14 protein-coding genes and 1 tRNA gene are annotated in these 20,332 nt (G+C 73.5%); 8 read left to right on the top strand and 7 right to left on the bottom strand.

Annotated elements, in window-relative coordinates:
• Positions 1-307 precede the first annotated feature (307 nt).
• Both GMA12_RS04610 and GMA12_RS04605 read left to right on the top strand, forming a co-directional pair.
• Positions 308-1,426, top strand: a complete 1,119-nt coding sequence (locus tag GMA12_RS04610) for an acyltransferase family protein (RefSeq protein WP_156267665.1) — start codon at positions 308-310, stop codon at positions 1,424-1,426.
• A 172-nt stretch (positions 1,427-1,598) separates the two neighbouring features.
• Complete coding sequence (locus GMA12_RS04605) at positions 1,599-2,045, top strand: FAD synthase family protein (RefSeq protein ID WP_156267663.1); 447 nt, start codon at positions 1,599-1,601, stop codon at positions 2,043-2,045.
• Positions 2,046-2,157: 112 nt separating this feature from the next.
• Here GMA12_RS04605 and GMA12_RS04600 read toward each other — a convergent pair whose 3' ends face one another.
• Positions 2,158-3,939 (bottom strand): bactofilin family protein, encoded by a 1,782-nt coding sequence (locus GMA12_RS04600; protein ID WP_156267661.1) that lies wholly within the window; start codon positions 3,937-3,939, stop codon positions 2,158-2,160.
• 192 nt (positions 3,940-4,131) lie between these two features.
• Here GMA12_RS04600 and GMA12_RS04595 point away from each other — a divergent pair, with 192 nt between their 5' ends.
• The gene (locus GMA12_RS04595; RefSeq protein WP_156267659.1) at positions 4,132-5,409 is read left to right on the top strand and encodes a ScyD/ScyE family protein; all 1,278 of its coding nucleotides are present in this window, start codon (positions 4,132-4,134) and stop codon (positions 5,407-5,409) included.
• 169 nt (positions 5,410-5,578) lie between these two features.
• Here the strand turns inward: GMA12_RS04595 and GMA12_RS19210 are convergent, their stop codons facing one another.
• Positions 5,579-6,811 (bottom strand): phosphotransferase, encoded by a 1,233-nt coding sequence (locus tag GMA12_RS19210; RefSeq protein ID WP_156267657.1) that lies wholly within the window; start codon positions 6,809-6,811, stop codon positions 5,579-5,581.
• A 4-nt stretch (positions 6,812-6,815) separates the two neighbouring features.
• A complete protein-coding gene (locus GMA12_RS04585; protein ID WP_162459476.1) occupies positions 6,816-8,663 on the bottom strand; it encodes an ABC-F family ATP-binding cassette domain-containing protein in 1,848 nt (615 codons plus the stop codon).
• A 635-nt stretch (positions 8,664-9,298) separates the two neighbouring features.
• Between GMA12_RS04585 and GMA12_RS04580 the strand changes: the two genes are divergently transcribed.
• The 5 genes from GMA12_RS04580 (at position 9,299) to GMA12_RS04560 (ending at position 13,988) form a co-directional block, all read left to right on the top strand.
• Complete coding sequence (locus tag GMA12_RS04580; protein ID WP_156267655.1) at positions 9,299-10,066, top strand: hypothetical protein; 768 nt, start codon at positions 9,299-9,301, stop codon at positions 10,064-10,066.
• Positions 10,067-10,128: 62 nt separating this feature from the next.
• A tRNA-Gln gene (locus GMA12_RS04575) sits at positions 10,129-10,201 on the top strand.
• 117 nt (positions 10,202-10,318) lie between these two features.
• Positions 10,319-11,875 carry a bifunctional UDP-N-acetylglucosamine diphosphorylase/glucosamine-1-phosphate N-acetyltransferase GlmU gene (gene glmU, locus GMA12_RS04570; protein ID WP_370830226.1) on the top strand — a complete coding sequence of 519 codons (1,557 nt, stop codon included), beginning with the start codon at positions 10,319-10,321 and terminating at the stop codon, positions 11,873-11,875.
• Positions 11,872-12,855 (top strand): ribose-phosphate diphosphokinase, encoded by a 984-nt coding sequence (locus GMA12_RS04565; RefSeq protein ID WP_156267653.1) that lies wholly within the window; start codon positions 11,872-11,874, stop codon positions 12,853-12,855. The genes glmU and GMA12_RS04565 overlap by 4 nt, the downstream gene beginning before the upstream one ends.
• Before the next feature lie 98 nt (positions 12,856-12,953).
• Positions 12,954-13,988: a chitinase gene (locus GMA12_RS04560; protein WP_156267651.1), complete on the top strand. Its 1,035-nt coding sequence runs from the start codon at positions 12,954-12,956 to the stop codon at positions 13,986-13,988.
• Here the strand turns inward: GMA12_RS04560 and GMA12_RS04555 are convergent.
• From GMA12_RS04555 to GMA12_RS04540, 4 genes are all read right to left on the bottom strand, one after another.
• Positions 13,954-15,264: an acyltransferase family protein gene (locus GMA12_RS04555; RefSeq protein ID WP_156267649.1), complete on the bottom strand. Its 1,311-nt coding sequence runs from the start codon at positions 15,262-15,264 to the stop codon at positions 13,954-13,956. The two genes, GMA12_RS04560 and GMA12_RS04555, sit on opposite strands and share 35 nt — an antisense overlap.
• Positions 15,261-17,630: a bifunctional polysaccharide deacetylase/glycosyltransferase family 2 protein gene (locus GMA12_RS04550; RefSeq protein ID WP_370830223.1), complete on the bottom strand. Its 2,370-nt coding sequence runs from the start codon at positions 17,628-17,630 to the stop codon at positions 15,261-15,263. Before GMA12_RS04550 ends, GMA12_RS04555 begins: the two co-directional genes overlap by 4 nt.
• 640 nt (positions 17,631-18,270) lie before the next feature.
• Positions 18,271-19,428, bottom strand: coding sequence for a CAP domain-containing protein (locus GMA12_RS04545; protein ID WP_156267989.1), 1,158 nt, complete (start codon positions 19,426-19,428; stop codon positions 18,271-18,273).
• Positions 19,425-20,332: hypothetical protein (locus tag GMA12_RS04540; protein WP_206064639.1), on the bottom strand; the 908-nt coding region annotated here is incomplete at its 5' end. The genes GMA12_RS04540 and GMA12_RS04545, both read right to left, overlap by 4 nt.

Genomic DNA, 20,332 nt, shown 5'->3' with positions numbered 1-20,332 from the left:
CCCGGACGACCCCCCGTCCGGATTCATTGGATCGCATGGAGTCTAACTCCGGGGTTAACGATCGGGAACGTATTGCGATGTCCCCTTTTGTGACCCGTGTTCTCAGATGCAAACGCGCGTTTCTCCGCAGTAGGGTGAGGCGATCACCGGAGTTCCCTATTGCGAATGGGGAGCTCCGGACGCAGGACGGGACGGCCGGCGCTCGGGGGAGCGCGGCGTCCGGCGAACGCAGGGGGACGCAGTGGCGGGGGAGACAGCAGCACCGGGAACGGCAGGGGCACGACGGCGCCCGAGGGCGCAGCTGCCCGTGCGGCAGTTCGCGCACCTGGACGCGATGCGGGCCGCCGCGGTGATGCTCGTGGTGCTCGCCCACGCGGGGCTGGAGCTGGTCCCGGGCGGCAGCGGGGTGACGATCTTCTTCGTCATCTCGGGCTTCATCATCACGCACCTGGTGCTCAAGGAGCACCGGCGCACCGGCGGGTTCGAGATCGGCGGGTTCTACCGCCGGCGGGCGCTGAAGCTCGTGCCGCCGCTGCTGGTCGCCCTGGTGCTGCCCACCGCGCTGTACGCGTGGCTGGTGCGCCCGGTGAACCTCGGCGACGTGCTGGGCCAGGTCTTCTTCTTCTTCAACTGGCGCTACGTCGACTCGCAGGTGGACGTGCTGCCCGGTTCGATCGTGGTGTGGAGCCTGTCCATCGAGGAGCAGTTCTACGTGGCCTTCGCGCTGATCTGGCTGCTGCTGGTGGGCACCCGCCGCCCGGCCGCCGCCCTGGCCGTGCTGGCCGGCACGGCCGCGGTCGCCTCGGCCGCGGCGCGCGTGGTGCTGCACCTGGGCGGGGCGAGCGAGGACCGGATCTACTTCGGCACCGACACCCGGCTGGAGGCCATCGCGATCGGCGTGCTGGCCGCCGTCTGGTACGCCCGGACCACGCGGGAGGGTTCCGGCGCCCCGGCGTGGTGGGGCCGGGACCGGGTGCTGGTGGCGGCTCTGGTGCTCTACCTGGGCTCGGTGCTGATCCGGGACGAGCTGTTCCGGGAGACCCTGCGCTACTCGGTTCAGGCGGTCGCGGCCTGTCTGGTGGTGCTGTGGGGTCTGCACGGGCCCACGGGCCCGCTGGGGACCAGGGCGCTGGCGGTGATGCGGTGGTGGTGGATCCAGCTGCTGGGTCTGGCCAGCTACAGCATCTACCTGCTGCACCTAGGCGCCCAGCACCTGCTCACGGCCCTGGTCGGGGAGCTGCCGGGCCCGGGAGGGGTAGTGGTGCACGTGGTGGTCGGCACCGGCGCCGGCATCGCCTGCTGGTGGTTCGTGGAGGAGCCCGTGGCCCGCTGGCAGCACCGCCGCCGCGTGCGCTCGGCCGCACCGGCCACCGCCGTGTCCGCGGGACAGCCTGCGGAACAGGCCGCGGGACAGCCCGCGGGCTGAGCCGGCGCGGTCCGGGCCGCGTCCGGGCCGGCAGCGGACGGCACACAGTTTTCACGCCGCGCACCCGGGGGTGCGCGGCGGACAGTCCGACAGGGACCTCCGGCGGGGGCCGGGGAGTCCATCGGGCCGGGGCGCGAGACGTCCCGGCAGGCTACGAGGGGGAGTGAGCACCATGAGCACCAACCAGTCCGCACCGCGCGTGGGATACGCGGCCGGGGCGTTCGACCTGTTCCACGTGGGACACCTGAACATCCTGCGCCAGGCGAAGCAACACTGCGACCACCTGATCGCCGGGGTGGTCTCCGACGACCTGATCGAGATCACCAAGGGCCACCGCCCGGTGGTCTCCCTGCGGGAGCGGATGGAGATCGTCGAGCACATCCGCTACGTGGACCAGGTCCACGCCGAGATCCTGCTGGACAAGCTGGACACGTGGCGGGAGCTCCGCTTCGACGTGTTCTTCAAGGGCGACGACTGGCGCGGCACCCCGAAGGGGGACCGGCTCGAGCGGGAGTTCGCGGCGGTCGGGGTGGAGGTCGTGTACTTCCCGTACACGGTGCACACGTCCTCCACGAAGCTGCGCGCCGCCCTGGAGGTCCTCTCGCTGCCCGTCGCCTGACCGCTCAGCGCCGCCGCGCGGTCCAGGGCCGCGCGGTTCAGAGCCGGGCCTCTCAGCACCGGACTTCTCAGCACCGGACTTCTCAGCGCCGGGCTTCTCAGCGCCGGGCCGTTCAGGGCCGGGCGTCGGGGCCGGCGCCCGGCCCGGCCCCGGGACCGCGCTCGCCCGCCTCCCACGGCGGCCGGGCCGTCGTCGAGCCCTCGCGCGGGGCGGACGCGTCCGGACCCGCCGCGGCGTCCGGCCTCCGGCCCGCGGAGGCGTCCGGGTCCGGGCGCGGGGGAGTGTCCGGGTGCCGCGGCTGCGAACCGGCCCACCGATCCGGCGCCTCCGACCGCGGGAACGCGCTGCCGCCCGGAGCGCTCTGCTCGCCGCTCGGCGGGTACGCGCCGACTCCCGCCGGTGCGTGCGGGCCGGGGCCGCCCTGCGCGTAGGGCCCGGGACCGCCCTGGGACGAGGTGCCGGGACCGACCTGCGTGTAGGGGCCGGGACCGGCCTGCGGGTACGCGCCGGGGCCGGCACCCGGTCCGGCGGCCCCGCCCGGCGGCAGCCCCGTCCCCTGACCGCGCCGGTGCGCCCGGCGGCGGCGCACGACGTCCCAGAGCCACATCGCCAGGGCCCCGACGCCGAACAGCGCCACGAGCAGGGCCACCACCGGGCCGAGGTAGGGCACCGCCCGCAGCAAGACGTAGATCAGTAGGCCCAGCGCCAGGGCCCCCACGCGCTTGCCGAAGCGCGCCGGGGCGGGATCCCGGAGCAGGAGGCCGCCGCCCGTGAGGCCGACCACCACGGGGGCCAGCAGGGCCACGGCCAGGATCAGGCCGAGCACCAGCACGGCGTGGAGCACCACGCCGGTGGCCACGACCGCGGCCGCCAGCCCGCCGAGGGTCAGCAGACCCAGGCCGATGCCCAGCAGAACGGCGATGACCAGGAGCGCGATCGCCGCCACCGCGACGCCGGCGATCACGAGCACGCCCCATCCGAGGCTCAGGAGGGGACGGGTGCGCAGCTCCGAGGACGCTCCGGTCACGGTCCGCGGGATCAGCCACAGCGCCAGCAGGCCCGCCAGCAGCAGCGTGACGAACAGGCGCAGGCCGGACAGCAGCACGGCCAGCGGGCCGGTGGGGCCGACCGGCTCGGCCTCGTCCACGACGACCTGCTCGTAGGAGATCTCCCCGGCGACCTCGGCGCCCGGGGCGATCGAGGCCTCGGCGGCCGACCGGTACGAGAGGTCCCCGGCCACGCGGGCCTCGTCGGTGAGCGTCAGGCCGCCGTCCACCGGCGGCACGGGCACCTGGGTGGCCGGCGCCCAGGCGGCCTCGACGTCGTCCGGGCTGCCGACGTCGGCCTGCACGTTCCCGCCGATCGCACCGGCCAGGGCGAGTCCGGCGGCGCCGGCGGTCACGTTCCCGTCGATGCTGCCCGCGAGCAGGGCCTGGTACGCGCCGAGGAGCACGTCCCCGCCGACCTCGGTGCCGGGGCGGGTCTGCAGGCTGAAGCCGGCCGCGACGAGGTCCCCGGTCACCCGCGCGCCGTCCCCGAAGGAGAGCGCCTGGCCGGCGACCCGGGCGTCGTCGCCCACCGTGCCCTCGACCACCACGGTCTGGGCCGCGGCCAGGAGGTCGCCCTCCACCGTGCCGTTGACCGTCACCCGGCCCGCGGCCACCACGAGGTCACCGCGCACCGTGCCGTCGACGACGACCTCGCCGGCGGTCGCGTACAGGTCGTCGTCGACGACCTCTCCCTCCGCCACCCGCACGGTGTCGTCGTTGCGGATCTCGGCGGCTCCGCCGGCCGGGGCGGCGAGCAGCAGCCCGGTGAGCGCGAGGGCCAGCGCGACCGCCAGCCGCAGCAGGAGCGTGGTGGGCGAGGTGCGGGGCAGCTGTGGGACCTCCATGCTGTCGAGTGCACGCCGGGGCTCGGGAACGTGTCAAGGATGCGGCCGCTCGTGACGCGTTCCCGCCGTCTACCTGCAGGTAGGTCAAGAGCCGGTCACGGTTGGCGCCGCTCCGGGCCGCTCCGCGAGCACCGGTCCTAGCCTGGGCTTGTCGCACGGCCGGCGTGCGGCAACTCCGACCGGGGGTGGGTCATGAACAGGCTGGGAGCAGGAGCCGTCACGGCGGCGGTGGTGCTGGCGGGAGCGGTGCCGGTGGCGACCGCGCACGACGGCGACCGGCCACCGGGACCGCGCGTCGTCACGGAGGGCCTGGACAACCCGCGGCAGCTGAACTGGGACCAGGAGGGGGACTCCCTGGTCGTGGCGGAGGCCGGACGAGGTGGGGAGCAGTGCACGGAGGCCGGCTGCGTCGGCACCACCGGGGCGGTCACGCTGGTCGAGGACCCGCACCGGTGGACGCCGACGGTCTCGACCGTGGCCGACGGGTTCTTCTCGTCGGCCGCCCCGGACGGTTCCGTCGCCGTGGGCGCCAACGGGGCGGACGCCACGGACGTGGCCGGCCAGTACCTCGTGGCCGGCTACGACCCCGCCCGGCCGCCCATGGGCAACGGTGCGATGCTCGTCGCCGGCACCGAGGACGGACAGGAGTACCTCGTCCCGTACGCGGACCTGCAGGCCGCCGAGGAGGAGCTCAACCCGGACGGGGCGCAGATCGAGTCGAACCCGTACGCGGTCCTGTTCGTGGACGAGGACAGCGGGGTGTCGCCGGACGGCTACGCGCTCGTGGCCGACGCCGCCGCGAACACCGTGTGGAAGATCGAGCCGGATTTCTCCACCGCCGCGGAGGGCACCCCGCCGCAGTACGAGATCACCGTGTGGGCCACCTGGCCGACCACGGTCCTGCCGGACGGCACGGACGACCCGGCGGGGCCGGCCGAGTTCGTGCCCACGGCCCTGGCCACGGACGAGGACGGCACCGTCTTCGTGGGCGGCCTGGGGTCGGAGCGCCCGGGCGAGGCCTCGGTCGTGCAGTTCTCCGCCGACGGGGTCGAGCTCGACCGGTGGGACGGCTTCACCGCCGTGACCGGTGTGGCCGTGGACCAAGGCCACCTCTACGTCTCGCAGCTGTTCGGTCCCACTCCGCCGCTGCCGCCCGGGCAGACCCCGGCGGAGGAGGCGCCGCCGGCCGCCGGGGAGGCGCCCGGCCAGGTGGTCGTGCTGCACCGCCACCACGAGGACCCGGTGCGCTGGGCGATCGACGTCCCGCTGCCGGCCGGGCTGGCGGCCGACGACCGCGGCAACGTCTACGCCGCGGTGAACAGCGTGGCCCCGGCCGAGGGCATCGCGGCCGGGGCGCAGAACCCCTTCGGCGCCATCGGCGGCGGCGCCGTCTGGGAGCTGGACTTCTCCGGCGCCTACCGGCTGGACGCCGCGGAGGACGCAGGGGCCGGGGGCGCCACGGACGGCTAGCTCGGCGAGGAACGACGACGGCGGTGGCGGGACCCGGTCCCGCCACCGCCGTCGTGCGAGGCCCGTTCCGCCGAGCGCGTCGCGCTGCGCCGGCCGTACTGCGCCGGCCGTGCCGAGTGCGTGGTGCAGGGCCCGTGGAGCTGCACCCGCCGTGCTGCGTCCGTCGTGCTCAGCCTTTCGGGGACTCCCCGGCCCGGGCGAGGAAGCGCTCGGCGATCTCCAGCCGCCGGCGGGCCCGGTCCGGCGGGCCGCCCGAGCGCCGGGCGCCGGCGACCAGGGACAGGGCCACCCCGGCGCACCGGACCCGCAGCGCGGCGGGGTCCACGACCTCGTCGAATCCGGCCAGCAGCCGCTCGGCGGTGGCCGGCGCGTGCCCGTAGCGGTCGCTGACCGTGGGCAGGACCGCCACGTGGGCGACCAGGCAGGCGAGGTCGTCCACCCGGTGGCCGGGTCCCACGGAGTCGACGTCGAGCAGTCCCGTCAGCGGCCCGAACGGCCCGCGCCCCGCGGGGTCCACCAGCAGGTTGGCCTCGTAGAGGTCCCCGTGCACCGGCACGGCCGGGCCCGGATCGGTGGCGCGGCGGGCGTCGTCGATCGCGGCGGCGAGCCGCTCGGCGCGCTCCTGCTCCTCGGGCAGCGCGACGGCGGCCGCGTGCCCGTAGTCCAGCACCCGGTCGGTCCAGCTGGGCCGCGGCGGCAGCTGGCCGGCCGCCGCGGGCAGGGCCTCGAGCAGCGCCAGGACGTGCTCGGGTCGCAGCGCGGTGGCGCCGTCGTCCCGGACCGCGCCCGCGAGGGGCGCCCCGGGCAGCTCGTGGAGCACCACCACGTCCCGCACCGGCTCGCCCGCCGGCGCGGGCACGGGCAGACCGGCGTCGAGCAGCATCCGCAGCCGGCCGTGCAGGGTTGCGGCCCGGCCGCGCCGGAGCACCTTGAGGTAGCGGACCCCGGAGTCGTGGGTGGCCCGCTGCACCGCGCGGCGGGTCGGCCGGTAGGAGATCGCGGTGAGCTCGGCCGCCACGGCGGAGCCGAAGGCCGTGCGCCCCACGTCCTCGGGCGAGGTCGCCCACGGCAGGCCGGGCAGCCAGGGGTCGTGCGGATGCCGCCACGCGGTCAGGGCGAGGCCCTCGTTCTCGACCTCGACCAACAGGGGGCCGTCACCACGTTCGACGACCTGCCGGGGCGGGGCGGTGGTGCTCACGCAGACCACCTCGGCGACCCGACGCTGCCCGTCCAGGGCGGCGACGTCGAAGATCGCGCTCGCCCCGGCCCCGGGGCGGTGGTGGACCCGGCGCAGCGTCCACCGGTCGGCGTCCAGCCCGGCCGGGCGCAGCACCTGCTCCAGGACCGGGCCCATCCGAGGGCCGGTGAGCACGGCCACGGCCTCCCGCTCGGGGTCGGCCACGGGTCTAGGCCAGGTCCTCGGACAGCTCGAGCCAGCGCAGCTCGAGCTCGTCGATCTCGTCCTGGACGGCGGTCAGCCGGGCGGTGATCCCGGCCAGGCCGGTGTAGTCGGACTGGTCGTGGGCGGCCATCTCCGCGTGGATGGTGTCCACCTTCGCGGTGAGCTTCTCCAGCTTCCGCTCGATCGCGCCCACCTCCTTCTGCGCGCTGCGGGCCTTGGCGCCGGAGAGCTTCGGCGCGCCCTGCGCCGTCGTGCCCTTGGCCCCGTTCGAGGACGCCCCCGTGGCCGCCAGCGGGTTCGAGGCGTTCGCCGAGCCGGCGGCCGTGCCGGTGCGCGACTGGGCGGCGAGCTCCAGGTACTGCTCCACGCCCCGGGGCAGGTGCCGGAACCGGCCGTCGATCACGGCGTACTGCTGGTCGGTGACCCGCTCCAGGAGGTAGCGGTCGTGGGAGACCACCAGGAGGGTGCCCGGCCAGGTGTCCAGCAGGTCCTCCATGGCGGCGAGCATGTCGGTGTCCAGGTCGTTGGACGGCTCGTCGAGGATCAGCACGTTGGGCTCGTCCAGCAGGATCAGCAGCAGCTGCAGCCGCCGCTTCTGCCCGCCCGAGAGGTCCTTGACGGGGGTGGCCAGCTGCTCGTTGGTGAAGCCCAGCCGCTCCAGCAGCTGCCCCGGGGTCATCTCCTTGCCGTCGGCGAGGTAGGTGGTGCGCTTGGACGCCACCACGTCCGAGACCCGGTCCTCGGCCACCTCCTCCAGCTCGGACAGCTGCTGGGTCAGCGTGGCGATCCGCACCGTCTTCCCGCGCTTGACCCGCCCGCTCGTGGGCTGCACGTCCCCGGTGACCAGGCCCAGCAGCGTGGACTTGCCCGCGCCGTTGACGCCGAGGATGCCGGTGCGCTCGCCGGGGGCGATCAGCCAGGTGACGTCCCGGAGCACCTCCCGGGGGCCGTCGTCCTCGGTGGGGTAGGAGACGGAGACCTTCTCCAGGTCCACCACGTCCTTGCCGAGCCGGGAGACGGCCAGCTGGGACAGGGCCACGGTGTCGCGCGGCGGCGGGACGTCGTTGATCAGCTGGTTGGCGGCCTCGATGCGGAACTTGGGCTTCGCGGTGCGCGCGGGGGCGCCGCGGCGCAGCCAGGCGAGCTCCTTCTTCATGAGGTTCTGCCGCTTGGCCTCCACGGTGGCGGCCTGCCGGTCCCGCTCCACCCGCTGGAGGACGTAAGCCGCGTAGCCGCCCTCGAAGGGCTCGACCATCCGGTCGTGCACCTCCCAGGTGTCGGTGCACACGGCGTCCAGGAACCAGCGGTCGTGGGTGACCACGGCCATGCCGCCCTGGTTCTTGGGCCAGCGGTTGTTGAGGTGGCGGGCCAGCCAGGTGATGCCGTCCACGTCCAGGTGGTTGGTGGGCTCGTCCAGGAAGATCACGTCCCAGTCCCCGGCCAGCAGCGCCGCGAGCGCCACGCGGCGCTTCTGCCCGCCGGAGAGCTCCCCGATCCGCGCGTCCCAGTCCAGGTCCTTGACCAGCCCCGCGATCACGTCGCGGACCTTCGCGTCCCCGGCCCACTCGTGCTCCTCGCGGTCCCCGACGACGGCGTGCCCCACGGTCAGCTCCGGGTCCAGCACGTCGGCCTGGTCGAGCATGCCCACCCGCACGCCGGAGCGCACGGTGACGCGGCCCCCGTCCGGCTTCAGCCGCCCGGCGAGCAGCTTCATCAGCGTGGACTTGCCGTCGCCGTTGCGGCCCACGATGCCGATCCGGTCGCCCTCGTCGATGCCGAGGCTGACGGAGTCGAAGACCGTCTTGGTGGGGAATTCGAGGTGCAGGTTCTCGCCGCCGAGTAGATGTGCCACCCGTCAAGGGTACTCGCGCACCCCCACCCACCCCGCCGGTCCGCCGAGCCCCCTCATCCCGCAGCGCTTCTCGCCGCCGACTCCCCATCCCGCGGCACCTCTCTCCGGCGAGTCCCCATCCGGCTGCGCTTCTCTTCGGTGAGTCCCCATCCGGCTGCGCTTCTCTTCGGTGAGTCCCCATCCGGCTGCGCTTCGTTCCGCCGACTCCCCATCTCGCGGCGCTTCTTTCCGGCGAGTCCCCATCTCGCGGCGCTGTCCGCTGGCGAGTCCCCATCCTCCGGCGTTTCTCTCCGGCGAGTCCCCATCCTGCTGGGCCTCCTTCCGGCGAGTCCCCAATCCAGTGCCATTTCCCCACGAAAAAGGGTGGGGAAATGGCACCGCCTTGGGGACTCGGGGACGAGCGCTGCTGTGACGTGGGGGCTCGGTGATGGGGGTGGCTGGGCGTGGGTCGGTGAGTGGGTGTGCTGCGATGTGGGGGCTCGGTTAGTGGGGGTAGCGAAGGGGTGGGGGCTCGGCGAGCGGGGGTGGGCACGAGATGGGGGCTCGGCGGAGGGGGCGGGGGCGTGCAGGGTGGTGCCGAAGTGCGGACAGGCATCTCTCAGCCACGGCACAAGCACGGGTGAGAGCATGGACGCATGGAGCAGCAGAACCCCACGGAGCGATCCTCCGCGAGCACCGGCCACCCGATCGGCACCCGCCTGGACGGGGTCACGGACCTGGAGGAAGCCGTGCGCGCCGTGAAGGAGCACCCCGGACCGGTGGAGATCCCCGCCGGACCCGGCCAGCTGGCCGGGCGCCACCTCGGCTCGGTGCCCCAGCGGCAGGTCGGCGAGGCGCTGCGCGGGGCCGGAGCCGCCCCCCTGATCCTGCGGGCGGACATCTCCATCGACGAGGACATCCCGGACGAGGGCGTCATCGCGGTCCTCGACGACCACCTGTCCCTGGTCGCCGGCGTGGGCGCCGAGTACCTCGTGGTGCCCCGGGCCGGGGTCGGCGGGCGCGGGCGCAGCGAGGACCGGATCTTCTCCATGCTGGCGGCGCTCGCGGAGGCGGCCTCGGCCCACCAGGTGCACCTGCTGCTGGAGACCGAGGGCGCCACCGCGGACGAGGTGGAGCTGATCCAGTTCCTGGAGCGCGCCCGCGAGGAGGGCACGCTGGACGTGGACCCGCACTACCTGGCCTCCGTGGCCTGGAACGTCGCCGCCTCCACCGCGGCGGGGGAGGGCCCGGCCGCGGCCTTCGAGCGGATGCGGCCGCTGCTGGACAACGCCCCGCTGATCGTGTGCGGCGTCGACGAGGACACGGTGGAGGACCTGTTCGCCGCCGTGCCGGAGCTGCGCGGGGCCGCCGCTGCGGCCCGGATCCTGGTCATTCTGGGCCGCCCGGGACCGGCGGGCGCCTGAGCGCCTGGTGGTAGGGTGACTCCCTGTGCACGGTGTGCACCACTGCCGTTCCACGGCGGTGCTCCGCCTTGGTGTAATCGGCAGCACCCCGGCCTTTGGAGCCGCGGAGTCTAGGTTCGAGTCCTAGAGGCGGAACGTCCGCATCCCGCCCGACGGCCTGACCGCCGACAGCCTGCTAGACGGAACCGAGACGGACCCGGTGAGCCCACCGGAGCCTCTCGACGATCGACGACCGAGGAGCTGCATCCCGCTGTGAGCACCCCCCAGACTCCCGCCACCGCGCCCGGGACGGCCGGCGGCCCCGCCGCCGTCATCGTCCTCGCCGCCGGCAAGGGCACCCGGATGAAGTCCAAGACCCCCAAGATCCTGCACCGGATCGGGGGTCGTTCCATGGTGGGGCACAGCCTCGTGGCCGCCCGCAGCCTGCACCCCCGGCGGCTGGCCGCCGTGGTGCGCTTCGAGCGGGACCTGGTGGCCCCGCACGTGCTCGAGCAGGACCCCGCGGCGCTGATCGTGGACCAGGACGAGGTGCCCGGCACGGGCCGGGCCGTGCAGGTGGCGGTGGAGGCGCTCGACGCCCAGGAGCGGCTGGCCGGGACCGTGGTGGTCACCTACGGCGACGTCCCCCTGCTGACCCCGGAGGTGCTGCAGAAGCTGGTCGCCCACCACGAGGAGCGCGGCAACGCGGTCACCGTGCTGACCGCCGACCACGAGCGGCCCGGCGGCTACGGCCGGGTCCTGCGGGACGCCGACGGCTCGTTCCGCGAGATCAAGGAGGCCAAGGACGCCACCGAGGCCGAGCTCGCGGTCACCGAGATCAACTCCGGCATCTTCGCCTTCGACGCCGACACCCTGCGCGAGGCCCTGGCGCAGGTGACCACCGACAACGCCCAGGGCGAGATGTACCTCACCGACGTCCCGCTGCTGGCCCGGCAGGCCGGCCGCGCCGTGGACGCGCTGAAGATCGAGGACCGCTGGGAGGTGGAGGGCGCCAACGACCGCGTGCAGCTGGCCCAGCTCGGCGCCCACCTCAACCGCCGCGTGCTCGAGGCGCACATGCGCAACGGGGTGACCGTCGTGGACCCCGCCACCACCTGGATCGACGTGCAGGTGCGCATCGGCGCGGACGTCACGATCCTGCCGGGCACGCAGCTGCACGGCGGCACCCGGGTGGCCGAGGACGCCGTCGTCGGCCCGGACACCACCCTCACGGACGTGGAGGTCGGCCGCGGCGCGCACGTGGTGCGCACGCACGGCTCCGGCTCGGTGATCGGCGCCGGCGCATCCGTGGGGCCGTTCGCCTACCTGCGCCCCGGCACCGTCCTGGGCGCGGACGGCAAGATCGGCACGTTCGTGGAGACCAAGAACTCCCGGATCGGCACCGGCTCGAAGATCCCGCACCTGTCCTACGTGGGGGACGCCACCATCGGCGAGCACTCCAACATCGGGGCGGCCTCCGTGTTCGTCAACTACGACGGCGTGCGCAAGCACCGCACCGTGATCGGCGACCACGTCCGGATGGGCTCCGACAACATGTACGTCGCTCCCGTCACCGTCGGGGACGGCGCCTACTCCGGGGCCGGCACCACGATCCGCAAGGACGTCCCGGCCGGGGCGCTCGCGCTCACCGAGGGCGCGCAGCGGATCGTCGAGAACTGGGTCGTGGAGCACCGCCGGGGCACGGCGGCGGCCGAGGCCGCGCTCCGCGCCCAGGCGGACGGCGCCGCGACGGCCGGGGACGTCCCCGGGCAGAGCACGGCCGGGCACACCACCGCCGGGCACACCACCGAGGAAAGCGAGCAAGAATGACGACCGCCATCACCAACGCAGGTGCGAAGCAGCTGGTCCTGGTCTCCGGCCGGGCGCACCCGGAGCTCGCGGAGCGCATCGCCTCGGAGCTCGGCACCGAGCTGATCCCCACGGCCGCCTACGACTTCGCCAACGGTGAGACCTACGTGCGCTTCGGGGAGTCGGTGCGGGGCACGGACGCCTTCCTCATCCAGTCCCACCCGGCGCCGATCAACCAGTGGATCATGGAGCAGCTGCTGATGATCGACTCGCTGAAGCGGGCCTCGGCCCGGTCGATCACCGTGGTCTCCCCGTTCTACCCCTACGCCCGGCAGGACAAGAAGCACCGCGGCCGCGAGCCCATCTCGGCCCGCCTGATCTCGGACCTGTACAAGACGGCCGGCGCGGACCGGCTGATGTCCGTGGACCTGCACACCGCGCAGATCCAGGGCTTCTTCGACGGCCCGGTCGACCACCTGATGGCCATCCCGCTGTTGGCGGCCCACGTGCGCTCCGTCGTCGACGTCGAGAACGTCACCGTGGTCTCCCCGGACACCGGCCGCGTGCGCGTGGCCGAGCAGTGGACGGAGCTGCTGGGCGGCTGCCCGCTGGCGTTCGTGCACAAGACCCGGGACATCACGGTCCCGAACCAGGCGGTGTCCAAGGAGGTCGTGGGGCAGATCGAGGGCCGCACCTGCGTGCTGATCGACGACATGATCGACACCGGCGGGACGATCACCGGCGCGGTGAAGGTGCTGCGCGAGAAGGGCGCCAAGGACGTCATCATCGCAGCCACCCACGCCGTGTTCTCCGACCCGGCGGTGGAGCGGCTGTCCTCCTGCGGTGCGCTCGAGGTCGTGGTCACGGACACCCTGCCGGTGCCCCCGGAGCACCAGTTCGAGAACCTCACGGTCCTGTCCATCGCCCCGCTCATCGCCCGGGCCATCCAGGAGGTCTTCGAGGACGGCTCGGTGACGAGCCTGTTCAACGGCCGCTCCTGACCCGTTCCCCGGTCCGACGACGCCGCAGCCCCTCGCCCTCCGGTGAGGGGCTGCGGCGTCGCCGGGACCGCCGTGCCGCAGAGGATGTCCCGCACCCCATGAACCGCTCCCACCGCCGCTTCCTGCCATTCCTGGCGCTGGGCTCCGTAGCGGCTGGCGCGCTCACCGGCTGCGGCCCGGACCTGAACGAGCCCTGGGCTGGGCCCTACGTCAACGTCACCGCCTACCCGTACTTCGACTTCGGCGCCGCGGCCGCCGGGCAGTCGCACACCGTGCTGGGCTTCGTCGTCGCCGACCCCGAGGAGCCCTGCACGCCCTCCTGGGGCGGCTACTACGGTCTGGAGGAGGCGGGGACGACGCTGCGGATGGAGGAGCAGATCGCCGCGCTGCGCGAGGCCGGCGGGGACGTGGTGGTCTCCTTCGGCGGCGCCGCCCGCGACGAGCTGGCCACCGCCTGCTCCGACCCGGACGCCCTGCTGGGCGCCTACCGGCAGGTGCTCGACCGGTACGAGGTCTCGGTCGCCGACTTCGACGTGGAGCTGAACGACCTCGAGGACCCCGCGGCGAACCAGCGCCGGGCCGAGGCCGTGGCCCGGCTGCAGGCGGAGCGCTCCGCGGACGCCCCGCTGGAGGTGTGGCTGACCCTGCCGGTGTCGCCGGCCGGTCTGTCCGAGGACGGCGAGGCCCTGGTGGCCCAGATGCTCGCCGCCGGGGTGGACCTGGCGGGGGTCAACGTCATGACCATGAACTACAGCGAGAGCAGGCCCGCCGGGCAGTCCATGGTGGACGCCTCGGAGGAAGCCGCCCGGGCAGCCCACGGGCAGGTGCGGGAGCTGTGGGCCGCGGCCGGCCAGGAGCTGTCCGAGGAGCAGGCCTGGCACCGGCTCGGGCTGACCCCGATGATCGGGGTGAACGACGTCCCCGGGGAGGTCGTGGAGCTGGATGCCGCAGCACGGCTCAACGGGTTCGCCCACGAGCAGGGCGTCGGGCGGATGTCCTTCTGGTCGCTCAACCGGGACCGGACCTGCACGGCCGAGCACGGCGACCCGGCCGAGGCCAACGACTTCTGCAGCGGCCTCGAGCAGGAGGCCGGGGAGTTCACCCGGATCCTGGGCCGGGGCTTCGGGGACTGAACCCCTCCGGCCGTGCCGCTTCCCGGGCGGCGCGCGGATACAGCCAGGACCGGCCGGTGAAGCTCGGCGCGCCCGGTGGGTTCCCGCCCGGGGCGGTGCCGACCGGAACGGAGCTCCCCGGAGCAGCGCGGTCCCGGCCGGGGCCGGACGGCGTCGGGCCGGTCGCCGCGGCGCGGGCCGGTGCGGGGCGCACCGGCCACAGCCGGGGGCGGCGTCCCGCCGCGAGGTCCTCCGCCCAGCCCACGGCGAGCACCACGACGGCCAGCAGCGGCCACACCAGGAGGAAGGACAGCCACGGGCTCTCCAGCAGCCCGGGCACGGCCGTGGCCAGCAGGTCGCTGCTCCACAGCACGTCGATCAGGACCACGGTGACGACCAGCAGCAGGTTGTGCCACAGGTAGACGGTCATCGCCCGGGCGTTGAGCAGGCTCACGATCCCCTCCAGGAACCGCAGCGGCCGGGGCAGCTCCTGCCAGCTGGGGGAGATCCGCAGCAGCACGGCGCAGAAGCCGAAGGACCACAGGGCCTGGGCGAACGGGATCTCGTTGAGGTCCCACCCCGTCTCGCCGAGGTGCCCGGACGCCCACCACAGGCCCAGGCCCATCACCGCGGGACCGGCTGCCAGGACGATGCCGCGCGGGACCCGGCGCAGCAGCCCGCCCTGGTGGGCGAAGCCGAGGAGCCAGCAGGAGCCGTAGGTCGCGGCGTCCGTCACCGGCGCGTCGGCCCAGGACGGCAGCGGCACCGCGCCGAGGGCCAGCAGTCCGCTCAGGGCCAGCGGGGCCAGCAGCACCGGCCAGGGCCGGGCGCGGAACGCTCGCAGCAGCGCGGGGGAGAGGAGCATGAACCAAAAGTAGGTCCGCACGTACCAGAGGATCGCCCCGGCCTGGACCGGCCAGGTGGGATCCACGGTCCCCGTTCCGGCGCTCTCCGGGAAGACCGGGTCGCCGACCGGCAGGAACCACAGCAGCACCTGTCCCCACGAGCCGTCCGCGCCGGGGGACCAGCCCTGCCCCACGAGCAGGGCCAGCACCGTGGCGGCGTAGACCCACAGCGGCACCAGCACCCGGCGGGCGCGGGAGCGCAGCACCCCGGCCGCCGGCCGGCGCAGGGACCGGGCCATCAGGGCCCCGGCCAGCGCGAACATCACACCCATCGCCGGGAACAGCAGACTGAAGACGGCTCCCGCGAAGGTGTGGTACGCCACCACGCGGACCAGCGCGATCGACCGCAGCAGGTCCAGGTACCGGTCCCGGCCCGGCTCGGACCCGCTCATCGCCCCGGCCCTCCTGCCATGGGAACCGTCGTCCGGCCGGCGGACTCCGCGGCGGGAGCCAGGTCGAGGACGGTGTTGGTGCGTTCGGGCTTGTACCAGCCGATCATCCGGCCCTTGAGGGCCTGCAGGACGGAGGCGTAGAGCAGGTAGGCCCGCAGCGGTTCGTAGATGATCCGGTAGAGAGGGACGATCAGCAGGTGCGCCCAGGACTCCTCGACCATCCGGATGGCGATCACACAGATGATCGCGTGGATGACCAGCACGAAGCCGGCGAACGCGGCCAGCGGGACCCAGGTCCCGGCGGCGAGGTTGAGCACGGCCATGAGCACGGTCAGCGGCAGGAAGATCAGCGGCACCAGGGTGGCCAGGGCGGTGTAGGGCAGCGCCACCATCCCCAGGAACCCGTGCTTCGGGCGCAGGAGCATCCCGGCGTGCTTCCACAGCGCCTGGAGGTTGCCGTAGGTCCAGCGCAGGCGCTGCTTGGCCAGCCCGCGCACGGTCATCGGGGCCTCGGTCCAGGCCACCGCCCGGTTCTCCTGCACGATGGCCCAGCCGTGCTGCTGCAGGGTCATGGTCAGGTCCGCGTCCTCGGCCAGGGTGTCGTGGGAGTAGCCGCCGGCGGCCTGGAGGGCCTCCCGGCGCCAGGCCGCGCAGGCGCCGGGGACGATGGAGATCGCCCCGACGACGGACTCCGCCATGCGGGTCACGCAGATCCCGGAGATGTACTCCAGGGACTGCCACATGGTGAGGATGCCGGTGCGGTTGCCGACCTTCACGTGCCCGGCCACGGCACCGACCGGGCGGCCCCGGTGGGGGGCGGTGAAGTGGCGGGCGAACATCCGCACGGTCTGCGGCTCGAAGAGGGTGTCCCCGTCGAGGGTCACCACGATCTCGCCGGAGGCGGCCATGATGCCGTGGTTGGAGGCCACGGACTTCCCGGCGTTGGGCTGGCTGATGACCCGCAGCGCCGGCCAGGTCGCGGCGGCCTCCTGCAGAACGGCCAGGGTGTTGTCGGTGGAGCCGTCGTCGACGGCGATGACCTCCAGGTGCGGGTAGTCGCTGGCCCGCAGCGCGGCCAGGGTGCGGGCGACGACCGGCTCCTCGTTGAACACCGGCAGGATCACCGAGACCAGCGGCAGCTCCTCCTCGGGCAGCTCCGGCCACACCCGGCGCTGCTGCCGGCGGTGGCCGATCAGGGCCAGCACCACGTAGAGGACCGACATCACGGTCAGGGAGGAGACACCGAACCAGAACAGCCAGGTCATCACGATCTCCGGGGCCACCGTGAGCCCGGCCACGGCGAGGACGGTGGCGTCGTCGGCCAGCACCGGGTCCATGGACACCGGCTGGTGGTCCTCCGGCAGGATCGGGGCCAGCGTCGAGAAGGTGTATCCCTCGGACCTGGCCCGGTCGATGAGCTCCTGGAGGGCGGCCACGGTGGCGGTGCGGTCCCCGCCGCCGTCGTGCATCAGCACGATGTGGCCCTTGCCGTCGAGCTCGGGCAGCTTCACGGGCTCGCCGGGCGCGGCCGCCCAGTCGAGGGTGTCGTAGTCGAAGTCCACGTGCAGGTAGCCCAGCTGCTGGGCCTCGAGGATGGGCAGGGGCTTGTTGTCGGGGTCCCCGGTGGGCAGGCGGAACAGGTGGGTCGCGTAGTCGCCGATCGAGCGCATGGCACGGTCGGTGCCGATGAGCTCCTCGCGGCTGCGCAGGTCGTCGTCCCACACGGTGGTGTGCGTCATGGTGTGGTTGCCCACCATGTGCCCCTCGCGGACCATCCGGCGGAACAGGTCGGGCTGGGCGACGACGTTGGTGCCGACGTTGAAGAACGTGGCCGGCACCCCCTCGGCCGAGAGAACGTCCAGGATCTCGGGCGTGAAGGTCGCGTCCGGGCCGTCGTCGAAGGTGATCATCAGCTGCTTGTCGGGCAGCGTCCCGAAGCGCTCCATGACGTAGGGGCTGTCCCCGACGGTCTCGACCTCCTCCGGGGTGAGCGTCCGCCAGGTCTCGTCGGTGAACGGGTCCGTCAGGACGGTCCCGCCGTTGCGGTGGCCCACCAGGGCGATCCGGCTGAACGGATTGGTGGAGTCGCCCAGCAGCGGGATGTTCTCCGGGTCCCCGGCCGCCAGCAGCTCGCGGGCGTAGTCGCTCTCCTGGTTCTCGGGCTGGTCCCAGGTTTGGGCCAGGGCCCTCGGGACGAGCCAGGATGCCGACCCCGCCGCCACGACCAGCAGCAGGATGACGGTGGCGAGGATCCGGAACCAGCGCTTCCCGCTGGGGTCGAAGAAGACCGGCGGCGCCACGGTGCTGCCGGCCCGTTCGGCGCCTGGGCGGCGCGGTGATCGTCGGTCGTCAAAGCTCTTGGACACGGCACGCTCGTTCCCCCCGGATGGCGGTCCGTCCCCTCGACGGACCGGTCGGCGCATCCCCCCGGATGAGCCGACCGGGTCAGCCTGCCAAGCCCCGCTCCCGCTGTCACAATCGCGAATCTGCGCGCACAGGATTCACAGCCCATCGATTCGCATATGAGTGCAGATGCGAATCAACAGGATGCGGTGCCCGGAGATTACGGCACGGTAATTAATCTTCGAAAACGACCACGGGCCAGGGGACAGTGTCGAAAGGCGTCGTCCCCCAATACGCCGACACAGGGCAAGTGCGCATTCACAGACTTGCTATGAGAAACACAGTCAAACTTCGTCACGAACGTGAACTCGACCACGCTGTGACCGGGTGTTCCTTCCGTCGACGTCGCCGGGGCGGGGCCTGCACGGGCGGCCACCGCCCCCGCTCGGGGGACACCGCGGGGGACACCGGGGGACATCACGGGAGACACCGCGGGGGACACCGGGGGACATCACGGGAAACACCGGGGGACATTGCGGGGGACACGGTGGGCGTCGCCGGAGAGCCGGCCGGGCCCGTGCGGGCGCCGCCGGCACGGCAAGAGCGCCCGGCCGGACATGTCCGGCCGGGCGCTCTGTCAGCGGTGCCCCGGTGGGCGGAGGGTCAGCGGGTGACCCAGTGGCGCTTGGTGACCGAGGACCAGTGGATGGTGTAGCCGTGGGAGTACCGCTGGCGGACCTCGGTGCCGTAGCGGTACTCGTCGGTGACCGGGTAGCCGTAGCCGCGCTCGGCGCCGGCGGCCTTCCACCGCTGGCCGATCGCCCCGCTCTCCTTCACGACCTTCGCGCCGGTCCCGGGGCTCCAGATGACCTTGTGCACCGCGGTGCCCTGGCGGAACATCTGGTAGGCGCCGCCGCCGGTGAGCCCGGTGATCTCGCGGGTGGCGGGGTAGCCCAGCCCGTTCTCCCAGCGGTGGGCGGCGAACTTGCGCCCGATCGCGCCGTTGACGTTCACCGGCCAGGCCCCGGTGGCGGAGCTCCAGTAGAAGGTCTGGCCCCTGGAGAAGCCCTGCAGCGCGCCGCCGCCCACCAGGCCGCCGCGTTCGGGGCCGGTGGGGGTGCCGAAGACGGCGGACCCGCCCAGGGCGTAGTACTGGCGCCCGATCGCGCCCTTCACGGAGTAGCCGGCGGAGCTGATCGGCGCCGTGCTGGGCGCGGGGGCCGCGCCCACGGAGGTGCGGGTGTCGGCCGGGGCCGTGCCGGGCGCGTAGCCGTAGGAGGTCACGGTGCCCACGAGCTTCCAGCCCTGCTTGTTGCCGGCAAGGGACCCGTCCACGTAGGTCAGGCCGATCCCGATGACCGTCATGTCGGGGTCGGTGAGCACCTTGTTGTGGGCGGTGGAGCCCTTCCACCAGGTCATGAGGTCGGCGACGGAGCGCTGCCAGGAGACCGCGTGGATCTCCCCGGCGGCGTTCCAGGTGCCGGCCCGCCGGTCCTTCAGGAAGGTGTCCGTGTGGTTGATGACCTCCTGGCGGGTGAGCCGGTCGGACTCGCCCTGGGCGATCCCGGAGACCGTGGCCGAGTACTTCACCGGGGCGAGGCCCTTGGCCTTGCGGTGGGCGTTGATCAGCTCCAGCAGCTTCTGGGCGTCGGCCGTCCGGGTGCTCGCCGGGACCTGGACGATGTCCGAGCTCGCCGCGGTGGCGGGGGCCGCCACGAGGATCCCGCTCGCGGGGACGGTCAGGGCGAGGGCGGCCGCGGTGAGGGCCAGCCGACCCGGCGTGCGGGGGCGGGTGGGGGCGCGGTGCTTGGCGTGCTTCATCGGGTCACCCAGATTCTCTTCGTCACGGTGGAGTAGTGCACCGTGAAGTTCTTGGAGAACTTCTGGCGGATCTCGGTGCCGTACGTGTACTCGTCGGTGGTCGGATAGCCGTAGCCGCGCTCGGCGCCGGCGGCGAGCCACTCGCGGCCGATCGCGCTGTTCTCCTTGAGCCAGTGGCTGCCGGAGGCGGGGCTCCACAGGATCCGGTAGACGGCGCTGCCGTTGCGGAACACCTGGTGGGCGCCGCCGTTGACCAGGCCGCCGACCTCGTCGTCGACCGGGTAGCCGAAGCCGCGCTCGGAGCCCTTGCGCTTCCAGACCCCGCCGATCCCGGTGTTCTCCCGGACCAGGTGCGTGCCGGTGGCCGAGCTCCAGAGGAGCCGGTTCACGGCCGTGCCCTGACGGAACGTCTGGGAGGCCCCGCCGCCGGTGAGCCCGGTGATCTCGCGGTTCGTGGGGTAGCCGTAGCCGTTCTCCCAGCGGCCGGCGGCGAACGTGCGGCCGATGGCCCCGTTGAAGTTCACCGGCCAGGCCCCGGTCGAGGAGGTCCAGTAGAAGGTGTGCTTCTTGGAGAAGCTCTGCAGCACGCCGCCGTTCACCAGGCCGCCGCGCTCGTTGCCGGTGGGGGTGCCGAACACGGCGGACCCGCCCAGGGCCTGGTACTGGCGCCCGATCGCGCCCTTCACGGTGTACCCGGCCGGCCGGACCTCGGTGACGGCCCCGGACGGGGCGCGGCCGCCGAGCGGCTTGTAGTAGCGGTTGCGCACGAGGTCCCTCAGCTGGGTCGCGGACCCGCGGTAGACGTTGGCGTCGATCTCCTCGGTGAAGCCCGCGTCGGTCCACTGCCAGAAGTCGTAGGTGGACCAGGCGCTGGGCACGATCGGCGCGGTGGTCTCGTAGGCGG

Source organism: Kocuria sediminis (assembly GCF_009735315.1).
GTDB classification, from domain to species: domain Bacteria; phylum Actinomycetota; class Actinomycetes; order Actinomycetales; family Micrococcaceae; genus Kocuria; species Kocuria turfanensis.
The sequence above is the reverse complement of the archived record's forward strand: the minus strand, read 5'-3'. Positions and strand labels throughout refer to the sequence as shown.